Source organism: Micromonospora sp. ANENR4 (genome assembly GCF_015354395.1).
Classification (GTDB): domain Bacteria; phylum Actinomycetota; class Actinomycetes; order Mycobacteriales; family Micromonosporaceae; genus Micromonospora; species Micromonospora aurantiaca.
Map to the genome: position 1 here is coordinate 402,621 of NZ_JADKYQ010000002.1, position 18,056 is coordinate 420,676.

At 74.6% G+C, this 18,056-nt stretch carries 19 protein-coding genes; 14 read left to right on the top strand and 5 right to left on the bottom strand.

Annotated elements, in window-relative coordinates; all coding sequences use genetic code 11:
• The first annotated feature begins 57 nt into the window (after positions 1–57).
• Positions 58–483 (top strand): MarR family winged helix-turn-helix transcriptional regulator, encoded by a 426-nt coding sequence (locus IRY44_RS05050; protein WP_228531456.1) that lies wholly within the window; start codon positions 58–60, stop codon positions 481–483.
• A gap of 32 nt (positions 484–515) precedes the next feature.
• Positions 516–980 (top strand): SgcJ/EcaC family oxidoreductase, encoded by a 465-nt coding sequence (locus IRY44_RS05055; RefSeq protein ID WP_194799291.1) that lies wholly within the window; start codon positions 516–518, stop codon positions 978–980.
• Positions 981–1,024: 44 nt separating this feature from the next.
• On the opposite strand, the gene IRY44_RS05060 is transcribed toward IRY44_RS05055, so the two are convergent.
• Positions 1,025–2,785 carry a DEAD/DEAH box helicase gene (locus IRY44_RS05060; protein ID WP_194799292.1) on the bottom strand — a complete coding sequence of 587 codons (1,761 nt, stop codon included), beginning with the start codon at positions 2,783–2,785 and terminating at the stop codon, positions 1,025–1,027.
• A 139-nt stretch (positions 2,786–2,924) separates the two neighbouring features.
• On the bottom strand, positions 2,925–3,752 hold the full coding sequence (locus IRY44_RS05065) for a hypothetical protein (protein WP_194799293.1): 828 nt from the start codon (positions 3,750–3,752) through the stop codon (positions 2,925–2,927).
• 132 nt (positions 3,753–3,884) lie between these two features.
• Here IRY44_RS05065 and IRY44_RS05070 point away from each other — a divergent pair, with 132 nt between their 5' ends.
• The 9 genes from IRY44_RS05070 to IRY44_RS05110 all read left to right on the top strand — a co-directional run bounded on the left by IRY44_RS05070 (position 3,885) and on the right by IRY44_RS05110 (position 12,697).
• On the top strand, positions 3,885–5,030 hold the full coding sequence (locus tag IRY44_RS05070) for a sensor histidine kinase (protein ID WP_194799294.1): 1,146 nt from the start codon (positions 3,885–3,887) through the stop codon (positions 5,028–5,030).
• The gene (locus IRY44_RS05075; protein WP_013286580.1) at positions 5,027–5,632 is read left to right on the top strand and encodes a response regulator transcription factor; all 606 of its coding nucleotides are present in this window, start codon (positions 5,027–5,029) and stop codon (positions 5,630–5,632) included. Before IRY44_RS05070 ends, IRY44_RS05075 begins: the two co-directional genes overlap by 4 nt.
• Before the next feature lie 44 nt (positions 5,633–5,676).
• A complete protein-coding gene (locus IRY44_RS05080; RefSeq protein WP_194799295.1) occupies positions 5,677–6,210 on the top strand; it encodes a 2'-5' RNA ligase family protein in 534 nt (177 codons plus the stop codon).
• A 2-nt stretch (positions 6,211–6,212) separates the two neighbouring features.
• Complete coding sequence (locus IRY44_RS05085; RefSeq protein ID WP_194799296.1) at positions 6,213–6,935, top strand: hypothetical protein; 723 nt, start codon at positions 6,213–6,215, stop codon at positions 6,933–6,935.
• 443 nt (positions 6,936–7,378) lie between these two features.
• Positions 7,379–8,122: a helix-turn-helix transcriptional regulator gene (locus IRY44_RS05090; protein WP_194799450.1), complete on the top strand. Its 744-nt coding sequence runs from the start codon at positions 7,379–7,381 to the stop codon at positions 8,120–8,122.
• Positions 8,123–8,227: 105 nt separating this feature from the next.
• Positions 8,228–9,232 (top strand): cytochrome P450, encoded by a 1,005-nt coding sequence (locus IRY44_RS05095; RefSeq protein WP_228531457.1) that lies wholly within the window; start codon positions 8,228–8,230, stop codon positions 9,230–9,232.
• A complete protein-coding gene (locus IRY44_RS05100) occupies positions 9,229–10,023 on the top strand; it encodes an isocitrate lyase/phosphoenolpyruvate mutase family protein (RefSeq protein WP_194799297.1) in 795 nt (264 codons plus the stop codon). Before IRY44_RS05095 ends, IRY44_RS05100 begins: the two co-directional genes overlap by 4 nt.
• Before the next feature lie 102 nt (positions 10,024–10,125).
• Positions 10,126–11,082, top strand: coding sequence for a hypothetical protein (locus IRY44_RS05105; protein ID WP_194799298.1), 957 nt, complete (start codon positions 10,126–10,128; stop codon positions 11,080–11,082).
• A gap of 4 nt (positions 11,083–11,086) precedes the next feature.
• On the top strand, positions 11,087–12,697 hold the full coding sequence (locus IRY44_RS05110) for an asparagine synthetase B (protein ID WP_194799299.1): 1,611 nt from the start codon (positions 11,087–11,089) through the stop codon (positions 12,695–12,697).
• A 6-nt stretch (positions 12,698–12,703) separates the two neighbouring features.
• Here the strand turns inward: IRY44_RS05110 and IRY44_RS05115 are convergent, their stop codons facing one another.
• Positions 12,704–13,579 carry a transglutaminase domain-containing protein gene (locus tag IRY44_RS05115; protein WP_194799300.1) on the bottom strand — a complete coding sequence of 292 codons (876 nt, stop codon included), beginning with the start codon at positions 13,577–13,579 and terminating at the stop codon, positions 12,704–12,706.
• A 122-nt stretch (positions 13,580–13,701) separates the two neighbouring features.
• Between IRY44_RS05115 and IRY44_RS05120 the strand changes: the two genes are divergently transcribed.
• Together IRY44_RS05120 and IRY44_RS05125 are read left to right on the top strand one after the other, a co-directional pair.
• The gene (locus IRY44_RS05120; RefSeq protein ID WP_194799301.1) at positions 13,702–14,175 is read left to right on the top strand and encodes a DUF1203 domain-containing protein; all 474 of its coding nucleotides are present in this window, start codon (positions 13,702–13,704) and stop codon (positions 14,173–14,175) included.
• Between the two features lie 48 nt (positions 14,176–14,223).
• Entirely contained in the window at positions 14,224–15,216 is a 993-nt protein-coding gene (locus IRY44_RS05125; protein ID WP_194799302.1) for a carcinine hydrolase/isopenicillin-N N-acyltransferase family protein, read from the top strand.
• On the opposite strand, the gene IRY44_RS31220 is transcribed toward IRY44_RS05125, so the two are convergent.
• Positions 15,170–15,613, bottom strand: coding sequence for a hypothetical protein (locus IRY44_RS31220; protein ID WP_269697090.1), 444 nt, complete (start codon positions 15,611–15,613; stop codon positions 15,170–15,172). The genes IRY44_RS05125 and IRY44_RS31220 overlap by 47 nt on opposite strands.
• 111 nt (positions 15,614–15,724) lie before the next feature.
• Entirely contained in the window at positions 15,725–17,176 is a 1,452-nt protein-coding gene (locus tag IRY44_RS05135) for an LVIVD repeat-containing protein (protein ID WP_194799303.1), read from the bottom strand.
• 138 nt (positions 17,177–17,314) lie between these two features.
• Here IRY44_RS05135 and IRY44_RS05140 point away from each other — a divergent pair, with 138 nt between their 5' ends.
• Entirely contained in the window at positions 17,315–18,010 is a 696-nt protein-coding gene (locus tag IRY44_RS05140; RefSeq protein WP_194799304.1) for a DUF305 domain-containing protein, read from the top strand.
• Positions 18,011–18,056: the final 46 nt, after the last annotated feature.

Genomic DNA, 18,056 nt, shown 5'->3' on the forward strand with positions numbered 1-18,056 from the left:
GACGGGGATCCGCCGGGAAGCGGAACTCCGGACCTCGGCGATCTTCTGGGCCGGGAGTTGAGCACCGCCGTGGTGATGTTCCACGAGGCGGTCGCCGCCCGGCGTGGCCTGACGGCCACGGAGAACAAGGCGCTCGATCTGCTGGCCCGGCGTGGCCCGCTCACCTCCGGTGATCTCGCCCGTCAGCTCGGGCTCACGCCGGGAGCGGTCACCGGGCTGGTGGACCGGCTTTCCCGCGCCGGGTACGCACGGCGCAGCCCGGACGCGACGGACCGGCGCAAGACGTTCGTCGTCGCCGACGTGGAGCGGCTCGACGCCGAGATGGGCCCGGTCTTCGCGCCGCTGGGTGCGGCGATCAGGGAGCTGACCCGCGGGTACACCGAGGCGCAGCTCGCCACCGTCGAGCACTTCGTCCGCAACGTGGTGGTCATCCTCCAGGAGCAGACCTCCCGTGTCTCCGACTCCTCGACTGACAGGGCCTGACAAAAACATTTCAGTGCGCTAAAATGTTTAGCATGCTGAATCAATCTACGGAAGCCGGCGTCCGCCGCGCCCTGGCCCGGGTCGCCGACGCCTGGGGTGAGGGCGACCCGGACCGGTACGCGGCCCTCTTCAGCGAGGACGCGGACTACACGGCCTACGACGGCACCCGGATGGCGGGTCGGCGCGCAATCGCCGACGGTCACCGGGCGCTGTTCGGGGGCGTCATGCGCGGCTCGCGCATGACCGTCCGAGAGCCGCGCATCCGGCACGTCGCCACCGACGTCGCCGTGGTGTGGGCGCTGGGCGGGATCATCATGCGCTGGCAGCGCGGCCGTACCGAGCCGTCGGCGAAGCGGCTCTCGGCGGTCACGTTCGTCCTCGTCCACCAGGGGGACGACTGGCTCGTGACCGCGTTCCAGAACACCAGGTACCGTCCGTGGTCGCGTACCGTCGTCGGGCGGCTGACGAACCGCATGGCGGGTGGGGACGGCCGGTGACCGTCACCGCCGGCGGTGACGGGCACCCGCCGGCGGTGGACGCCTCAGCGGCGGCCGCGGCGGCCGGCGTCGAAGGGACGCTCTCGGCCGTCGGACTCGCCGCCGTCCCGGTCCCGGCGTACCGTCGCCTTGCGGCCCTTGATGGTGGTGCCGCGCAGCCCCGCGATGATCTCGTCGGCCACCGCCTGCGGCACCTCGACCAGGGAGAACCGGTCGGCGATCTCGATCGAGCCGATGTCCCGGCCGTTGATCCGGGTCTCCCCGGTGATCGCGCCGACCAGGTCCTGCGGCCGCACCCCGGCCCGCCGGCCCAGCCCGATGAAGACCTGGGTGGTCCCGCCGGTACGCGGACGGCCCGGCCCCCGGCGCTCGCCCCGCCCGCCGGTCTCCGGCCGGCCCTCGCGCGGGCCGCGGACCGGAACCTGCGGGATCTCCTCTTCGTCGTCCGAGCCCGGTGACGTCGCCTCGTGCGCCAGCTTCACCGCCGCCAGCGCCACCTCGACCAGGTCGAACTCGTCGGTGAGCGACTCCACGATCGCCCGGTACGGGTCGAGGTCGTCCTCCAGCAGGCTCTCCCGCAGCGCGGCCTGGGTCAGTTCCAGCCGCCGGGTCCGCATGTCGGCGACAGTGGGGATCTTGTCGATGGCGATCCGCTGCCCGGTGACCCGCTCGATGGTCTTGAGCATCCGGTGCTCACGCGGCTCGGCGAGCGTGATCGCCACACCCTCCCGTCCGGCCCGGCCGACCCGCCCGATCCGGTGCACGTACGACTCGGGGGCCGACGGCACGTCGTAGTTGACCACGTGGGTGAGCTGCTCGACGTCCAGCCCTCGGGCGGCCACGTCGGTGGCGACCAGCAGGTCCGCCGTGCCGGCGCGCAGCCGGCCCATCACCCGGTCCCGCTGCTCCTGGCTCATCCCGCCGTGCAGCGCCTCCGCCCGGTAGCCCCGGCCGTTCATCGTCTCGGTGAGCCGGTCCACCTCGTCGCGGCTGCGGCAGAACACGATCGCCGCGGTCGGCGACTCCACGTCCAGCACCCGGCCCAGCGCGGCCGGCTTGTGCCCCCGGGCCACGATGTACGCGCTCTGGCGCACCCGGGGCGCCTCTCCGGCGACCGGCCGCTCCCGCTCGATCCGGATGCGCACCGGGTCGGTCAGGTGCTGCCGGGCCAGCCCGTCGATGCGGGCCGGCATGGTGGCCGAGAACAGCACCGTCTGCCGGCCGGCCGGGGCGTGCTCCAGGATCGCCTCGATGTCCTCGGCGAAGCCCATGTCGAGCATCTCGTCCGCCTCGTCCAGCACCACCGTGCTCAGCGCGCCGAGCCGCAGCGTGCCCCGGGCGATGTGGTCCAGGGCCCGGCCCGGCGTCGCCACCACCACGTCCACCCCGTGGTCGAGCGCGCGCAACTGCCGGCCGATCGGCTGCCCGCCGTAGATCGGCAGCACCCGGGCGCCCAGGTCCTTGCCGTAGCGGTGGAACGCCTCGGAGACCTGCACGGCCAGTTCCCGCGTCGGCACCAGCACCAGCGACACCGGGTCGCCCTCGGCCCGCCCCACCGGCATCCGCTGCAGCAGCGGCAGCGCGAACGCGGCGGTCTTGCCCGTACCGGTCGCCGCCTGCCCCAGCAGATCCTGCCCGGCCAGCAAGGGAGGGATGGCCTCCCGCTGGATCGGCGTCGGTTCCTCGTACCCGAGCGCGGACAGCGCGCCCAGCAACTCGGTGCGCAGCCCGAGATCGGCGAAGGCGATGGCGTCCTCGGCGTCGTCGGGAACGGCGGGGTCGGTCGGGGTCGGTGCGGCGGTCATGCGACAAGTTTTTCATCACCGCCGCGCGGCGGTCGCGGCGACCGGGGCAAACGTTCGCCGCGCCACCCGGGTGCCGTCCCCTCCGGGTGATCCGGCGCGGCCCCGTGCCCTCGCCGGATCACCCGGACAGGGCAGCGGATCACCGGGACAGGACGGCCAGGAGCGTGGTGAGGCCCACACCGACGTCGAACACCGCGCACCACAGCGCGTAGCCGCGCGGCACCACCGCGCCGGTGCGGTGGTACCAGGCGTCCCAGGCGGCGTGGACGAGCCAGCCCACCCCGACGAGAACCCCGGCGACGTCGGCGGACGCGATCATCGCCACGACCGCCAGGCCGCCCCACACGGCCGCCCCGGCGAGCTGCGCGGCCAGCGCGCGCCGGTCGCCCCACTGCCGCCGCCAGGTGCCGATCAGCAGGTAGCCGGCCGGCAGGACCAGCAGCGTCCACGGCGCGAAGACGGTGGGCGCGAACCACATGTCCACGGTCATGAGCAGCGCCAGCCCGGCCGGCCACCCGCGCGCCAGGGCCGCGGCGACCGGGTGCCGGCGCGGCGGCGCCGCGGGCGTGTGCCGGTGCCGCAGCGCCACCAGCAGCATCGCCGGCACCATCAGCAGGTGGCCGCCGAGCAGCAGCGTGTCGTCCCCGACCCACCCGGCCCACCAGGGCGGGAGCAGCAGCAGGAACGGCACGTACATGGCCGCCGACATCTCGGCGGTGGCGGCCCGGCCGTCCCCCCGGTACCACATCCACGCGGCCATGCCCGCCGCCATGTTCGTCGCCATCACCAGCGCGCCCACGTCCGGCCGCGCCAGCACCGCCGCGCCGCCCAGCAGGCTCCCGCCCACCTGCCACAGCGGCCCGAGCAGCACCATCCCGGCCAGCATCGCCACCACCATCCCGGCCAGGTGCCGGGTCCGCGCCCACCCGGCCCACCGCCGGGGTACGACCACAGTCATCTCCGTCATGCCCCGACCCTGCCGCCGTCCGGCGCACCGGAGAAGGCGCGTCCGTCACCGGGAAACCGTGCGGAACGCACGACCGGGCCGTGACATCTCGCAGGGGCGGGCGGGCCGGCGCACGCCCTAGGATCGGCGGGCATGACAGTCGATTCCGCCGACCACCGGCTGCGCCGGGCCCGGCGGGTCACCCTGCTGTCGCTGGCCACCAACGTGTGGACCACGGTGCTGCTGCCCGCCGTCGGCCTGGCCCGCGAACCCGACCCGGTACGCGTCGCACTCGGCGCCGCCGGGCTCCTCGCGTTCACCGTCGCCCAGATCGCGGTGCTGCACGCGGCCGTCACGCCGTGGCTGCCCGTACCGGCCCGCCGCCGCCGGCACGCCGCGCTCACCGTGGCGGCGCTGCTCAGCCTGCCGCTGCTCGGCCCGGTCGCGGCCGGCTCCTGGCCCACCTGGGCGTGGCTCGGCGCCTCACTGGTCGGCATGACACCGCTGCTGTTCCGGCCCGCCGTCGCGGCGGTGGCGGCGGCCGGCGTCCTCGCGGTGTCCGCCGCCGTCACCGGGGCGACGGGTGGGCCGGTGACCACGGCGCTGCTGGTCACCGGCCTGGTCGGTGCCGGGATCGGCGCGCTCACCTGGGTCCAGGTCTGGTTCTGGGACCTGCTCGTCGAGGCCCGGCAGGGGCAGGCCGCCCAGGCGCGGCTCGCCGCCGCCGAGGAACGGTTGCGCTTCGCCCGCGACGTCCACGATCTGCTCGGCCACGACCTCACGGTGATCGCGCTCAAGGCCGAGCTGGCGGAGCGGCTGGCGCCGCGTGACGCCGGCCGGGCCGCCCGCGAGGCGGCCGAGGCGCGGCGGCTGGCCGGCTCGGCGCTGACCCGGGTCCGGGCGGCGGTGCACGGCTACCGCGCCGTCGACCTGGCCGAACAGGCCGCTGCGGTGGGGGAGGTGCTGCGCTCCAGCGGCGTCCGCACGACAGTGGTCCCGCCCGCCGCTGAGGTGCCCGCGCCGGTCGCCGCCGACCTGGCCGCCGTACTGCGTGAGGCCGGAACCAACGTGCTGCGGCACAGCCGGGCCGGCTGGTGCCGGATCGAGATCACCCGGGAGGACGGCGTGGTGACGCTGACCGTACGCAACGACGGTGTCCGCGACGACGCCGGACCGGACCGGCTCAGCGGCGGCCTGCGCGGCCTGGCCGACCGGCTCGCCCCGGTCGGCGGACGGGTCCGGGCCGAGGCCGCCGACGGCGTGTTCAGCCTGGTGGCGACAGTGCCGGTGACGCCGTGATCCGGGTGCTGCTGGCCGACGACGAGGAGCTGATCCGGCTCGCCCTGGCCGCGCTGCTCGACCTGGAACCGGACATCGAGGTGGTCGCGCACGCCCGCGACGGGCGCAGCGCCCTGGACGCGGCGCTCGCCCACCGCCCGGACGTCGCCGTGCTCGACCTGGAGATGCCGCCGCCCGGCGGCGTCGAGGTCGCCGCCGAGCTGACCCGGGCGCTGCCCGGCTGCGCGCCGGTGATCCTCACCGGACACGGCCGGCCCGCCCAGCTCCGCCCGGCGCTCACCGCCGGGGTACGCGGGTTCCTCGCCAAGGGCGCCCCGGGCGGCGCGCTGGCTGACGTGATCCGCCGGGTGCACTCCGGGGCGCGTTACGTCGATCCCGCGCTGGCGGCCGATGCGCTCACCCTGCCGGAGTGCCCGCTCACGCCGCGTGAGCTGGAGACGCTGCGGCTGGCCGAGCTGGGCACGCCGGTCGCGGTGATCGCCCGGCGGACCCACCTGGCCGCCGGCACGGTCCGCAACCACCTGAGCGCCTGTGTGCAGAAGCTCGGCGCCGCCGACCGGGCCGAGGCGGTCCGGCGGGCGCGGGAGGCCGGCTGGCTCTGACGTACGGGGCGTCGCGGGCGGTCGTCGGCGACTAGCCTGATCACGTGCGGACGGTCGAACTGCTCTGCTCTCCCGAACTGGAAGCGGCGGTTCGCGCTGCCTGGGACCGGCTCGCCGCCGCCGGGCTGCCCAGCCTGGCCCGCAACACGCACCAGACGAACCGGCCGCACCTCACGCTCGCCTCGGTGGAGGAGTTCCCGCCCGGCGCCGAGCAGCGCCTGGCCGACCTCTGCGACGCGGCGCTCCCGCTGCCGGTGCGGCTGGGCCGGGTGACGGTGCTCGACGGCAGCGCGCCGCTGGTGTGGCTGGTCCGCCCGACACCGCAGCTCGTCGCGCTGCACGGCGCGGTCTGGGACGTGCTCGCCGAGGCGTCCGGCGGGCACTCGTGGCACCAGCCCGGCCGGTGGGTGCCGCACCTGAGCCTGGCGCTGCGGTTCGGCGCGGCCGACCGGCGCCGGGCCCGGGCGGTCGCCGGTGCGCACCCGCCGGCCGGGGCGTTCGTGGCGGCGCGCAGCTACGACGGCGACACCCGCACCGTCAGCGAGCTGACCACCGCCTGCCCGCGTTCCGGCGGCTGAGCGTGGCGACGTACAAGGTCTTGCTCCACGTCGAGCAGCGGTTGATCGCTGTAGTCGTCGCTGGTGACGCCGCTGTCGCCACCCGGTTCTGGGTGTGCGTGGCACCGGAGGATCCGGTGGCCGGAAGTGGCTGGCTCGGCTGCTGGAGCATCGGCGCCGGGAAAGCGATAACGGCGAAGTCTCTCCGACGGGTGCTCGGAGAACTCGAGATGGAAGTGGGGCGTGCGGGGCGCACGGGCCTGCTCGGCGCGTTTCTCGATGATCACGTTTTCGTCGAGGGGTGGGATACGTGGGGAGGCGGCGTTCCCGCACCGATAGCCGAGGTGGTGCCTGCTGAAGCGGTGGCGGATGCGGTGAGCTGCCGGTCGAGCGATGACCTCGTGGAGAGGCTGTTGGGTGTGAACGGCGAAGGTTCGAGAAGCAGGGAGGTGATCGTGAGCGATGAGCGTAGGTTTCGCGAAGCAGCACAGGCGGTCGTCGATCTGATGTTCACGGACGACATGAAGCTTTTTGACTCCATGCCCGACGAGGTCCAGGAGAACCTCGGACCGGCGCTGTCGGTCTTGGGTGATCCGGTGGTAGACGGATCTGACACCGGACGACTGATCGTGGCTGCGACAGCTGTTGAGCAGATCGCCATGAAATGCCGCAACGCGCTCCCGCCTGCACTGAATCAAAGGCTTGATGCGATGGAGTCCGCGCGGAGGTCTTTGCGACGACCCTGAACTGCGTGGAGCCGTTGTTGGGTCCTGCTCACAGACGCTTACGATCTCGGCTCTTGTGCTGGCAGCCGCCGCGCTGCGGCCCTCGCCCCCGGTATGGGGCGAGGGCCGCAACCGCTGTGGGTACCGTGCGGATCAGCGGTGGAAGCGCAGGTAGTCGAACTCGGCCGTCACCACCGGTGCCGCGCACTGACAGCTCACCCGTCGCGGGGCGCGGCAGCCGCAGCGACACCTGGGCGACCGGGTCGCCGAGGCGGGACGGGCCGAGCGTGGCGACGCCGCCCGCGTACCTCGATCGCGAGATCGTGCCGGTCGCGCAGGTCGAGGCTGGCGGGCAGCGCGGTGGACACGGCGCCGGCGCTCAGCCGGCCGCGCCCGGCGCGGACGCCCACGCCACCAGCCGCAGCCCGGCGGTGGCCGCGCCGGTCACGTGTCAGCATGGGCCGATGACCACCGGTGCCGACGGCCGCGGACTCGCCGGGTTCGCCGCGCTGCTCGCCGACCCCACCCGGGCCGGCTTCTGCCTGGCCCTGCTCGACGGCCGCGCCTGGACCGCCGGGGAGCTGGCCCGCGCCGCCGGGGTCGCCGCGTCCACCGCGAGCGGCCACCTCACCCGGCTGGTGGCGGGCGGTCTGCTGGTCGAGCAGCGGCAGGGCCGCCACCGGTACGTCCGCCTCGCCGACCCGGGCGTCGCCCAGCTCGTCGAGGACCTGGCCGCGCGGGCGCCCGCACCGGTCACCCCGCCCCGCACCTTGCGCGCCGCGTCGGCCGGCGCCGCCCTGGCGTACGCGCGCACCTGCTACGACCACCTGGCCGGGCGGCTCGGCGTGCTGCTGCACGACGCCCTGCTCGAGCGTGGCGTGCTCGACCGTACCGGCGGCCTCGCGCTGACCGAGACCGGCATGGGCTGGCTGGACCGTCTCGGCGTACCCGTCGAACCACTGCGCGGCACCCGGCGACCGCTCGTCCGCGACTGCCTGGACTGGACCGAACGGCGCCCGCACCTGGCCGGCGCGGTCGGGGCGGCGCTGTGCGGGCGCTTCCTCGACCTCGGCTGGACCGCGCGCGGCAACGGCCGGGCGGTACGGGTCACCCCGGCGGGGCGGGACGCGCTGGCCGAGGCACTCGGGCTCGACCCGGCGCTGCTGGCCCCGCCCGCCACCCGCGACACCGGCCCGGCGCGCGCCTGACCCGCCCGTGCCCCGCGGCACCGGTCCCGCCCGCGACTGACCGCCGGGTGTGCCCGGCCGGACCGTTCGGTCCGGGCCGAACTGTCGGCGCCCTACGGTCGGGCGATGGATTCACCGACGATCACGGCTGCTCCGGGCACACCGCCCTGCGGGCCGCCGACCTCGGGCGACGGCGGCTGGGTGGTCACCCGGTATGCTGACGTCGTCTCCGTCCTGACCGATCCACGCTGCGTGGTGCCGCCCGCCGAGGAGGCGCCGGAGGGTGGCCTGGCATGGCTGCGCGCTTCGGTGAGCCGATTCAGCCCGCCGGACCGGCATGCCGCGCGGCGAGCCGTCGGGGTGGCGGCGCTCGACACGCTCGACCCACGGGAACTGCGCGTGGCCGCGGAACGGCTGACCGGGCGAACCCTCGACCGCGCCGCGACCGCGGACAACGGCGGCGACCGGGTGGACGTGACCGGTGACCTGGCTCGGCGCGTACCCCTTGTGGTGCTGGCGGAGCGGCTCGGCCTGGCCGACCCGGCGGCGGCCGTCGCGGAGGTGACGGCCGTGGCCGCCGCCTACCACCCGGGCGCCGGCCCGGCGGCGGTGCGGCGGGCGGACCGGGCGGTGCCGGCGCTGCTGGCCATGTCGCCGCCCGCTCCGGCCGAGGTGACAGCGAACCGGCTCGGGCTGCTGGTGCAGGCCGCCGACGCCACCGCCGGGCTGATCGTGGCCGCCGTCCGGCACGGGCTCGACGCGCCGGACGGGCTCGGGACCGACGCGCTGCTGGCCGAGGTGCTGCGCCTCGACCCGCCGGTACGGGTCACCCGCCGGGTCGCCGCCGACCCGCTGAGCCTGGGCGGCCAGGTGGTACGCGCGGGGGAGCGGCTGCTGCTGCGGTTCGACGCCGCCAACCGCGACCCGGCGGTCTTTCCGGAGCCGGACCGTTTCCGCGCCGGCCGGGCGAACGCCGCGCTGACGTTCGGCGCGGGCCCCCGCGGCTGCCCCGGGCAGCGGCACGCGCTCGCCCTGGCCGCCGGCGTGGTCGGCGTGCTGCGCCGCCGCTGCCGTCCCGCCCGCCCGACCCCTGACGTCCCGACGACCCGACTCGAGGTGTTCCTCCGATGACCGACAGGTACCGCGCATTCCGTGACCTGCACCGGCCCGGTGAACCGCTGCTCCTGCCGAACGCCTGGGACCACGCCTCCGCCGCGGCGCTCGCTGCCCGGGGCCATCAGGCGATCGGCACTACCAGCCTGGGCGTGGCGGCGGCCGCCGGGCAGCCGGATGCCGTCCGGGCGACCCGCGCGCAGACGCTGGATCTGGCGTACCGGCTGCGGGGCCTGCCGACGCTGCTCACGGTGGACATCGAGGACGGCTTCCACGACGACCCGGCGGAGGTCGCCGGGTTCGTGGGCGAGCTGGCCGCGCTCGGCGTGGTCGGCGTGAACCTGGAGGACGGGCGCCCGGACGGGCGACTGGCCCCGGCCGAGCACGTCGCCGCCGTGATCGCGGCCGTCCGCGCGGCAGTGCCGCGGATGGTCGTCAACGCCCGCACCGACGCCTGGTGGCTGGGCGTGCCGGCGCCGCTGGACGAGGCACGGCGGCGGGCGGCGGCGTTCCGGGCCGCCGGGGCCGACTGCCTGTTCGTGCCCGGCGCCCCCGACGACCTGGTCGGCCTGCTCGCCGCCGAGGCGGGGTTGCCGCTGAACGTGCTGTACCGGCCGGGCGGCCCGGACCTCGCCGCCCTCGGACGGCTCGGCGTGGCCCGGGTCAGCACCGGCTCGCTGCTGTTCCGGGCCGCGCTCGGTGCCGCGCTGCACCTGACCGACGCGATCGGCGCCGGGCGCGACGCGGGCCTGCCGGCGCCGCCCGGATACGAGGAGGTGCAGGCCCTGGTGTCGCCGTCCGCCACCTGATCGGGCACTTCGGGGGAGATGGGAGGAATCGCGCCTTCTCCGGTCTTTACGGTGTGTGCAAGCCCAATCACGCCGTGTCCTGAACGAGAGGGGACGGAGACCATGCGAGTGCCCAGCCGCAGCCCAGGTCGCCAGCCCGGTCCCGCCGTCACGTCCACCGCTCCCGCCCGGCGGGTGCCCGGCGGCCGGCGCGCCGGCGCCGAGCCGGACCTGTCCGCGTACCGGGCGGCGGTGGCGGAACTCCTGGTCGAGGTGGGCGCGCTCGCCGACGCGCCGTCCACCACCGCCCGCCAGGTGCTGCTCGACCAGCGCCTGCGTGAACCGGCCGTCGCCGCCGTCCTCGACGCCACGCCGCAGGGCCTGATCGGCGCCCGGGAGACGTTGCTGCTGGAGATGGCCCGCTACCAGCCCAACGCGCGCAGCTCGGCGCAGGACCTCACCGCGCTGGTCCGCATCTACCTGCTCTCCCGCGTCGACGTGCTCTGGTGGCGGGACAGCCCGACGTTCCTCACCGACGACCAGGTCCGCACCAGCACCGAACTGGTCGACCTGGAATGGCTGCGCCGCCGCGGCCTGGTCGAGTTCCGATACCAGGAACAGCCCGCCACAGTGGTGGGACGCGGGCTGCGGGCGGTCCGGCGGCGGCTGCGTCCGGACGCCACCCCGCGTACCGCCGGACTGCTGTTCCGCCGGGCCCGCCGCGAGATGATCGCGTTCCTCAACGACCTGGCCCGCGAGTTCGCCGCGACCGCGCCGGCCGGCACGCCACCGCTCTGGGTGACCAGCCTGGCCCGCAGCGCCGAGCACCAGTACCGGCTGCGCCGCCTGGGGTACGCGGCGATGGTGCCCAGCGGGCACTGCCTCGGCTGGGCCGCCGACGTCGAACTGGAGTGGTACGACCGCTTCGGTGCCCGCCCGGCGCTGGCCGGGCTGCTGCTGGCCCGCCAGGACGCGGGCGAGGTGAACGTGGTCGACGAGGGACAGGCCTGGCACGTGTGTCTCGCCCCGGCCGTCCGCCGCCGCTACCGGCGGGCGTACGAGGCCGAGATGGGGGTGTGACCCGGTGTGCGGCATCGCGCTGAGCATCGGCCCCGAGGCGGACCCGGCAACATTCCGGCGGATGCTCGCCGCGCTAGCACCGCGCGGTGAGGTCACCGAGACCCGGCAGGAACACGGCCTCCTCGCCGGCGTACGGCGGCTGAGGATCGTGGACCGGGAACGGTCCGTCCAGCCGTGGATGTCGCCGGACGAGCGGCACCTGCTCTGCTTCAACGGCGAGGTCTTCAACCACCACGAGCTGCGCGCCGAGCTGACCCGCCTCGGGCACCGGTTCAGGACCGCGGGCGACACCGAGGTGGTGCTCGCCGCGTTCCGCCAGTGGGGCGAGAACGCGGTCCGCCGGCTGCGCGGCGAGTACGCGTTCGTCATCGTCGAGCGCGACACCGGCCGGGCGTACCTGGCCCGCGACCCGCTCGGCGTCAAGCCGCTGTACTGGTCCCGCCTGCCCGGCTGCCTGCACCTCGCCTCCGAGGTCAAGGCGCTGGTCGGGCACGGCGCGCCGATCGGCGAGGTGGCGCCCGGGCACCACGGCTGGGTCGAGCCCGGCCGGCCGGTCCGGTTGGGCCCGCACGTCGACCTGCTCACCCTCGGCGACGGCCTGCCGGTGATCGACGACCCGGACGAGGCGGCCCTGCTGGTCCGCGTCGCGCTGACCGACGCGATGCGCGCCCGGCTGGACACCGACCTCACCGTCGGCGTGGTGCTCTCCGGCGGCCTGGACAGCTCGCTGGCGCTGCTGCACGCCCGGGAACTGCACCCGGACTGCGTGGCGGTCACCATCGGCGTGCCGGAGAGCCCGGACGTCGCGTACGCCCGGCGGCTCGCTGCCGACCTCGGCGTCCCGCACGAGGTGATCGAGCTGCGGCCGCGTGACATCCGGCTCGCCGACGTCCGCGAGGCGATCCGGATCTCCGAGCTGACCGAGTACGGCGACATCATCAACGCCGTCGTCTCGGTGCCGATCTTCCGGCGGCTGCGCGAGCTGGGCGTCCGGGTGGTGCTCACCGGCGACGGTTCCGACGAGTTGTTCGGTGGGTACCCGATGTACCACCAGGTCGGGCCGGAGCGGTCCCGACGGCTGTTCCTGCACAAGATCCGCAACCTGTGCCGGACCGAGCTGCAGCGGGTGGACCGGGCCAGCATGGCGCACGGCGTGGAGGCCCGGGTGCCGTTCCTCGACCTCAGCGTCGTCGAACTGGCCATGCGGCTGCCGCTGGACCTGAAACTGCGCGACGGGCAGGAGAAGTGGATCGTCCGGCGGGCCTTCGCCGACCTGCTGCCCTCCTACGTGCGGCAGCGGCCGAAGAACCCGATGTCGTACTCGTCCGGACTGCACGAACGCGCCCGCCTCTACAAGCCGCTGTTCGCCCGGCTGCACCGCTCCTTCGGCTACGACCTGCTCGAACCGGTCCGCCGGGACTTCGACAGCGTGCTCACCCGCTGCGGCAACGACCTCGACCGGGCCATCGCCGAGGGCATCGCCCGGCCCGACTACACAGTGCTGGAACACGCCCGGGACCTGGTCGGCGCTGCCCGGTGGAACGCCGCGCCGATGGTCCGCCGGCTGGTCAACCCGCGCCGCACCCGAGGCGACGAGGCGCCCCTGCCCGGGTGAGCCCGGTCAGCGTCGCAGGTCCACGTCGGCGGCCACCCCGGAGACCGGGTCCATGCAGTGCACCGTCGGGCCCGGACGCAACCGGGCGTCCGAGGCGTACCGCCGGGCCAGCTCACGCCCGGCGGCGGCGTCGCCGCGGTCGGCGGCCACCAGCAGCGTGGCGACCTCGTCGACGAGGGTGAGATCGACGCCGGTCAGGTCCTCGGTCATCGCCCCGAACCCGTCCCAGAGCAGCACCTCGTCCTTGTGCCGGTGGGCCAGCTCCAGCAGCACATAGGCGTGGACGAGCCAGTCGCCCCGGCTCGGCAGCGACGGGTCGACGCCATAGGTGTCCGGGTCGATCCGGCCCGCCCGGTACGCCAGCCACACCCGGGCCGCCGACTCGAAGTGCCCCGCCTCCGGGTCGATGTCGTAGCCGTCGAACGGCTGCTCGCCGGCCGGGTCCAGCTCCGGGTCGGACCAGACCCAGCGCTCGCCGTTCCACCACTCCGCCAGCACGTGGTCGTGGTGCCAGTCCGGGGCGAAGTAGCTCACGAACCCGACCCGGCTGCGCGCCGGGATCCCGTGCCCGCGCAGCGCCGCGACGGTGAACAGCGTGTGGTCCCGGCAGCAGCCGGCGACCCGCTCGGCGGCCGGGCGCTCGGCGGTCAGCGGCAGCGGGAACCGAGACTGGTCGGTGTCGAGGATGCGGTCCATCCAGCGCAGGTTCACCTCGGCCTGGCGGACGTCCGGCAGCTCCACGCCGCCGGCGCGGTAGTGGACGATCACGTTGCGGGCGGTCGCCGCGACGGTCGGCAGGTCGGCGGGCACGGCGTCGAGCAGCGCCGCGTGGTGACGGGGATCGCTGTACGGCGAGTGGGTCCGGTAGTCGTCGACGTCCATCCGGCCATTGTCGGCGTGGGACGCGGCCGGCGGGTGCCCGCTCGGCGCGCAATCTCGCGGCGCCCGAGCGCCAGGTCCGATCGCCGCCAGCGCCGCGGCCGGGGCCGCGCCAGGCTGGGACCGTGACGACCACCCGTACCGCGTTCGGAATCCGCCCGCTGCCCGCCGGCACGCTCGCCGAGCTGCGACGCACCGGCCGCGACGCCACCGGCCAGCCGCCCGAGCACCGGCGCGCCACCGGCGGCGAGCCGCTGCGCTGCTGCCTGCGCGACGCCCGGCCGGACGAGGCGCTGCTGTTGTTCGGGTACGCCCCGCCGCTGCCACCCGGCCCGTACCGCGAGGTGGGGCCGGTGTTCGCGCACGCCGCCGGCTGCGCCGGCCCGGACGACGTGACGACGTACCCGTCGCGGTGGCGCGGACGGGAGCAGGTGCTGCGCGCGTACGACAGCCGGGGCCGCATCGTGGGCGGACGGCGACACGACGGCGGCGATCCGGAGGCGGTGATCGCGGAGCTGTTCGCCGACCCGGCGGTGGACCAGCTGCACAGCCGCAACGTGGTGTACGGCTGCTGGATGTTCGCTGTCGTGCGGAGCTGACCGGGTCCCCGATGGACATCGGCGCACGCCTCTTCTAGCGTCGCTGTCATGCGGAGGACCCTCATCGCCGGCGGGCTCGCGCTGCTCCTGCTCGCCACGGCCTGCGGGGAGAGCCGCCGGTCCGACCCACCGACCGCGGCCGGCTCGCCGACCTCCTCGCGGCAGGACCCGGGCCAGGTCGAACGGACGCTGGCCAGCCTCCGCAAGATCGACGATCTGCCGATGTACGAGATGACGTACGACGGCGACTACGACCCGACCGCCGGGCTGGCCGGGTCCACGCCGCCGAGCCCGTTCGGCTGCTCGCTGTTCGCCGCGCTCGCCGACCGGGAGCGCCCGCTGTTCGCCCGCAACTTCGACTGGGAGCCGAATCCCGCGCTGGTGCTGCGCACCGACCCGCCGGACGGGTACGCCTCGATCTCCCTCGTCGACATCTCGTACCTGGGCGTGTCCGCCGACCCGACCGGGGACCGGCGGCTGCTGGACGCGCCGCTGCTGCCGTTCGACGGCATGAACGAGCGCGGTCTCGCGGTCGGGCTGGCCGCCGACGACGGGGCCCGCGCCGAGCCGGTGCCCGGCCTGCCGACTGTCGGCTCGGTGCGCATCCTGCGCCTGGTGCTCGACTCGGCCGCGACCGTGGACGAGGCGGTCGCCGTGTTCAAGCGCTACAACCTGGACTTCGACGGCGGGCCGCCGCTGCACTACCTGCTGGCCGACGCCACCGGCGCGTCCGCGGTGGTGGAGTTCGTCGACGGGAAGATGACGGTGGACCGGCGCAGCGGCCCGTGGCAGGCGCTGACGAACGTGCCGGCCGTCGGTGTGCCGGACCGGGAACTGCGCCAGGACCGCAGGTACGGGGTGCTGGCGAAGGAGCTGGACCGCACCGGCGGGGTGGTCGACGCCGCCGGTGCGCTGCGGCTGCTGAACGCGGTACGTCAGTCGCACACCCGCTGGTCGGTGACGTACGGGCTGCGCAGCGGCGAGGTGCGCGTGGTCACGGCCGGCGGCGGCACCCGCGACTACCGGCTGCCGATGAGCTGACCCGGCCTCTCCGGCCCAGGTCGTCGCCGCTGATCACGAGGCAGCCCAGCAGGTCGGCGAGCACGGTCCGCTGGACCGGCGTCAGGGTGTTCACGAAGATGGCGGCGTCGACGCCAGCCTCCCGGCACGCGTCGGCGATCTCGCGGATCCGGCCGTGCGTGAGCAGTGTCCGGCGGGAGAAGGGCCGGGACATCCGGGCAGCCCCGCCGGGACGCGCGTGCCACCGATCGGAGACGCCTCGGCGTTGCGCGAACCGGTCCACCACCCGGGCGCCGCGTTCCTCGGCCACGGCGGCGAGCCGGTCGAGGCGGGCCTCGTAGTCCTTGTCCTTGGCCGGAAAGAGCCCGACGAGCACGACGGCGGCGCCGTCGAGCGGGTCGCTCACGTACCGCTTCACGCGGACAGCATTGCCCGCGCCGGGCGGCGCGGCCAGGGGTTTCCGGGCCGCCGCACGCACCGGGCCCGGCGTCCCGCGAGGGGAGCGCCGGGCCCGGGACGGGTCAGCGGGTCACCAGCTCAGGTAACCGGCCTGGGTCTGCACGTTCAGCTCGGGCACCAGCAGGAACTGCGCCAGCCAGGTGCGCGGGTCACGCAGCTCCAGCACGTCCAGTCCCTTCTGGATGTCGCTGGAGTAGATGTGGCCGTTGTACCAGTAGGCTGACCACGACCCGCCGGTACGCAGCTGCGAGGCGTCCAGCGGCCCGCGCTCCCAGTAGGCGATCTCCTTGGGCTTGCGCGAGTCGGTGAAGTCCCACACCGAGATGCCGCCCTGGTACCAGGCCTGGACCATGATGTCGCGGCCGGGCACCGGGATCAGCGAGCCGTTGTGGGCCACGCAGTTCTCCGTGTCGGCGTTGACCCGGGGGATCTTGTAGTAGCTGCGGAACTCCAGTTTGCGGGCGTCGCCGCGGCCGGTGATGTCGTAGATGGCGTCCGCGCCGCGGTTCGGGCCGACCACCTCGTTGCAGGTGGCCGCGCCGCCGCCGCCCAGCTCGTCGGTGAAGACGACCTTGGTGCCGGCGTTGTTGAACGTGGCCGAGTGCCAGAACGCGAAGTTCTCCGCGTCGGTGACCCGCTCGATCACCCGGGGCGCCTCACGGTTCTTGATGTCCAGCAGGATGCCGTCACCCATGCAGGCGCCCGCGGCCAGGTCCTTCGACGGGTACGCGGTGATGTCGTGGCAGCCGGTGGTGGCCGACGACTGACCCGGGATGCCCGGGTAGCCGCCGTCCGGGAACAGGTTCGGCGTGGCGACCACGGAGGCGGTGGTCGGGTTCTTCACCGGCACCTTGACGATGGAGATGGAGTCGTGCGGCGGCTGGCAGTCCGGGAACTCGGCCCGCGGGCTGTACGAGGAGACGTACAGGTAGACGTTCCGCTTGTCCTTGCCGGGCACCAGGGTGTGGGTGTGCGAGCCGCACGCCGTCTCCACCGACTTGATGTAGCGCGGGTTGCGCTTGTCCCGGATGTCGAAGATCTTGATGCCCTCCCAGGACTCCTTCACCGACGCCGGCTGGGTGGTGCTGGCGCAGGAGTCGTCGCTGCGGGAGGAGTCGGTCGACAGGAACAGCAGGTCGCCGTGGACCGAGATGTCGTTCTGCGAGCCGGGGCAGAGCACCTGGGACACGATCGCCGGGCGGTTCGGGCGGGAGACGTCGTAGACGACGAACCCGTCGTAGTTGCCGACGAACGCGTACCGCCCCTGGAAGGCGATGTCGGTGCCGAGGGCGGCAGTGGTGTCGAACGGCGCCTGCTTCGGCAGGTTCGCCACCTGGCGCAGGTTGGGGCTGCTGGAGATCTCGTCGACACCGGGGACGGCGTTGTCCACGGTGGCCGGCGCGGCCTGGGCGCGGGGGATCTCCTGCGCGCTGCTCGGGGGCGCGGTGAACACACCGGCGAGCAGCAGGCCGGCGGCGGCCAGGCTGACGGTCCGGATTCGGGACGTGCGGAGGCTGATCATCGGCAACGCCCTTCGAAAGGGGGTCATGATTCGCCACACCTTACCTATTTGAGACGGTCATCAATGTGAGCTGGGTCACACTTGGGAACTTTCGTCTATGGATAGGATCGCTTTCACCTTGACCGGAGGAGGCGTCGTATGACCAGCCGGCAGGCGCGTGTGTGGGTGGGCGTCACAGCACTGGTGACCCTCCTGGTGGTCGGCGCACTGGCGCTGACCGGGCGCGAGGACACCCGTACCCCGGAGGCGGCCGGAACCGCCGCGCCGGCCGCGCCGAGCGCGAGCGCCGCCGGGTCGGCGCCGCCCGTGGTGGTGCCGGGGCGCCCGGGGGAGCCCGCCGCGACCCGCCCGGCCGAACAGGTCCGGGGCGCCACCACGCCGCGCTGGAACAGCCTCGACGTCTGGTACGTCCGGATGATGATCCCGCACCATGAGCAGGCCCTGGAGATGGCCGCCCTCGCGCCCGGGCGCGCCGCCGACGCACGGGTGCGCGCCGTCGCCGACCGGATCCGTGCCGCGCAGGGGCCGGAGGTCGGCCTGCTGCGGGCCTGGCTCAGCACGCGCGACCTGCCCGCCGACGTACCCGGGCACGACCACGGCAGCATGCGCGGGATGCAGTCCCCGGAGGCGATGCGGCGGCTCGCCGACGCCCGCGGCACGGCGTTCGACAAGCTGTTCGTGCAGATGATGTCCGACCACCACCGGGGCGCGATCGTTATGTCCACCGACCTGCTGAAGGTCGGCGTCGACCAGCCGATGCAGGAGTTCGCCACCTCGGTGGCCGTCGAGCAGTCCGCCGAGATCAGCCGCATGCAGGCCCTCCTGACCCGCTGACCTGGGAGCGGGCGGGGGAGGGGCGAAGGGCGGGCCTAGGCTGGGA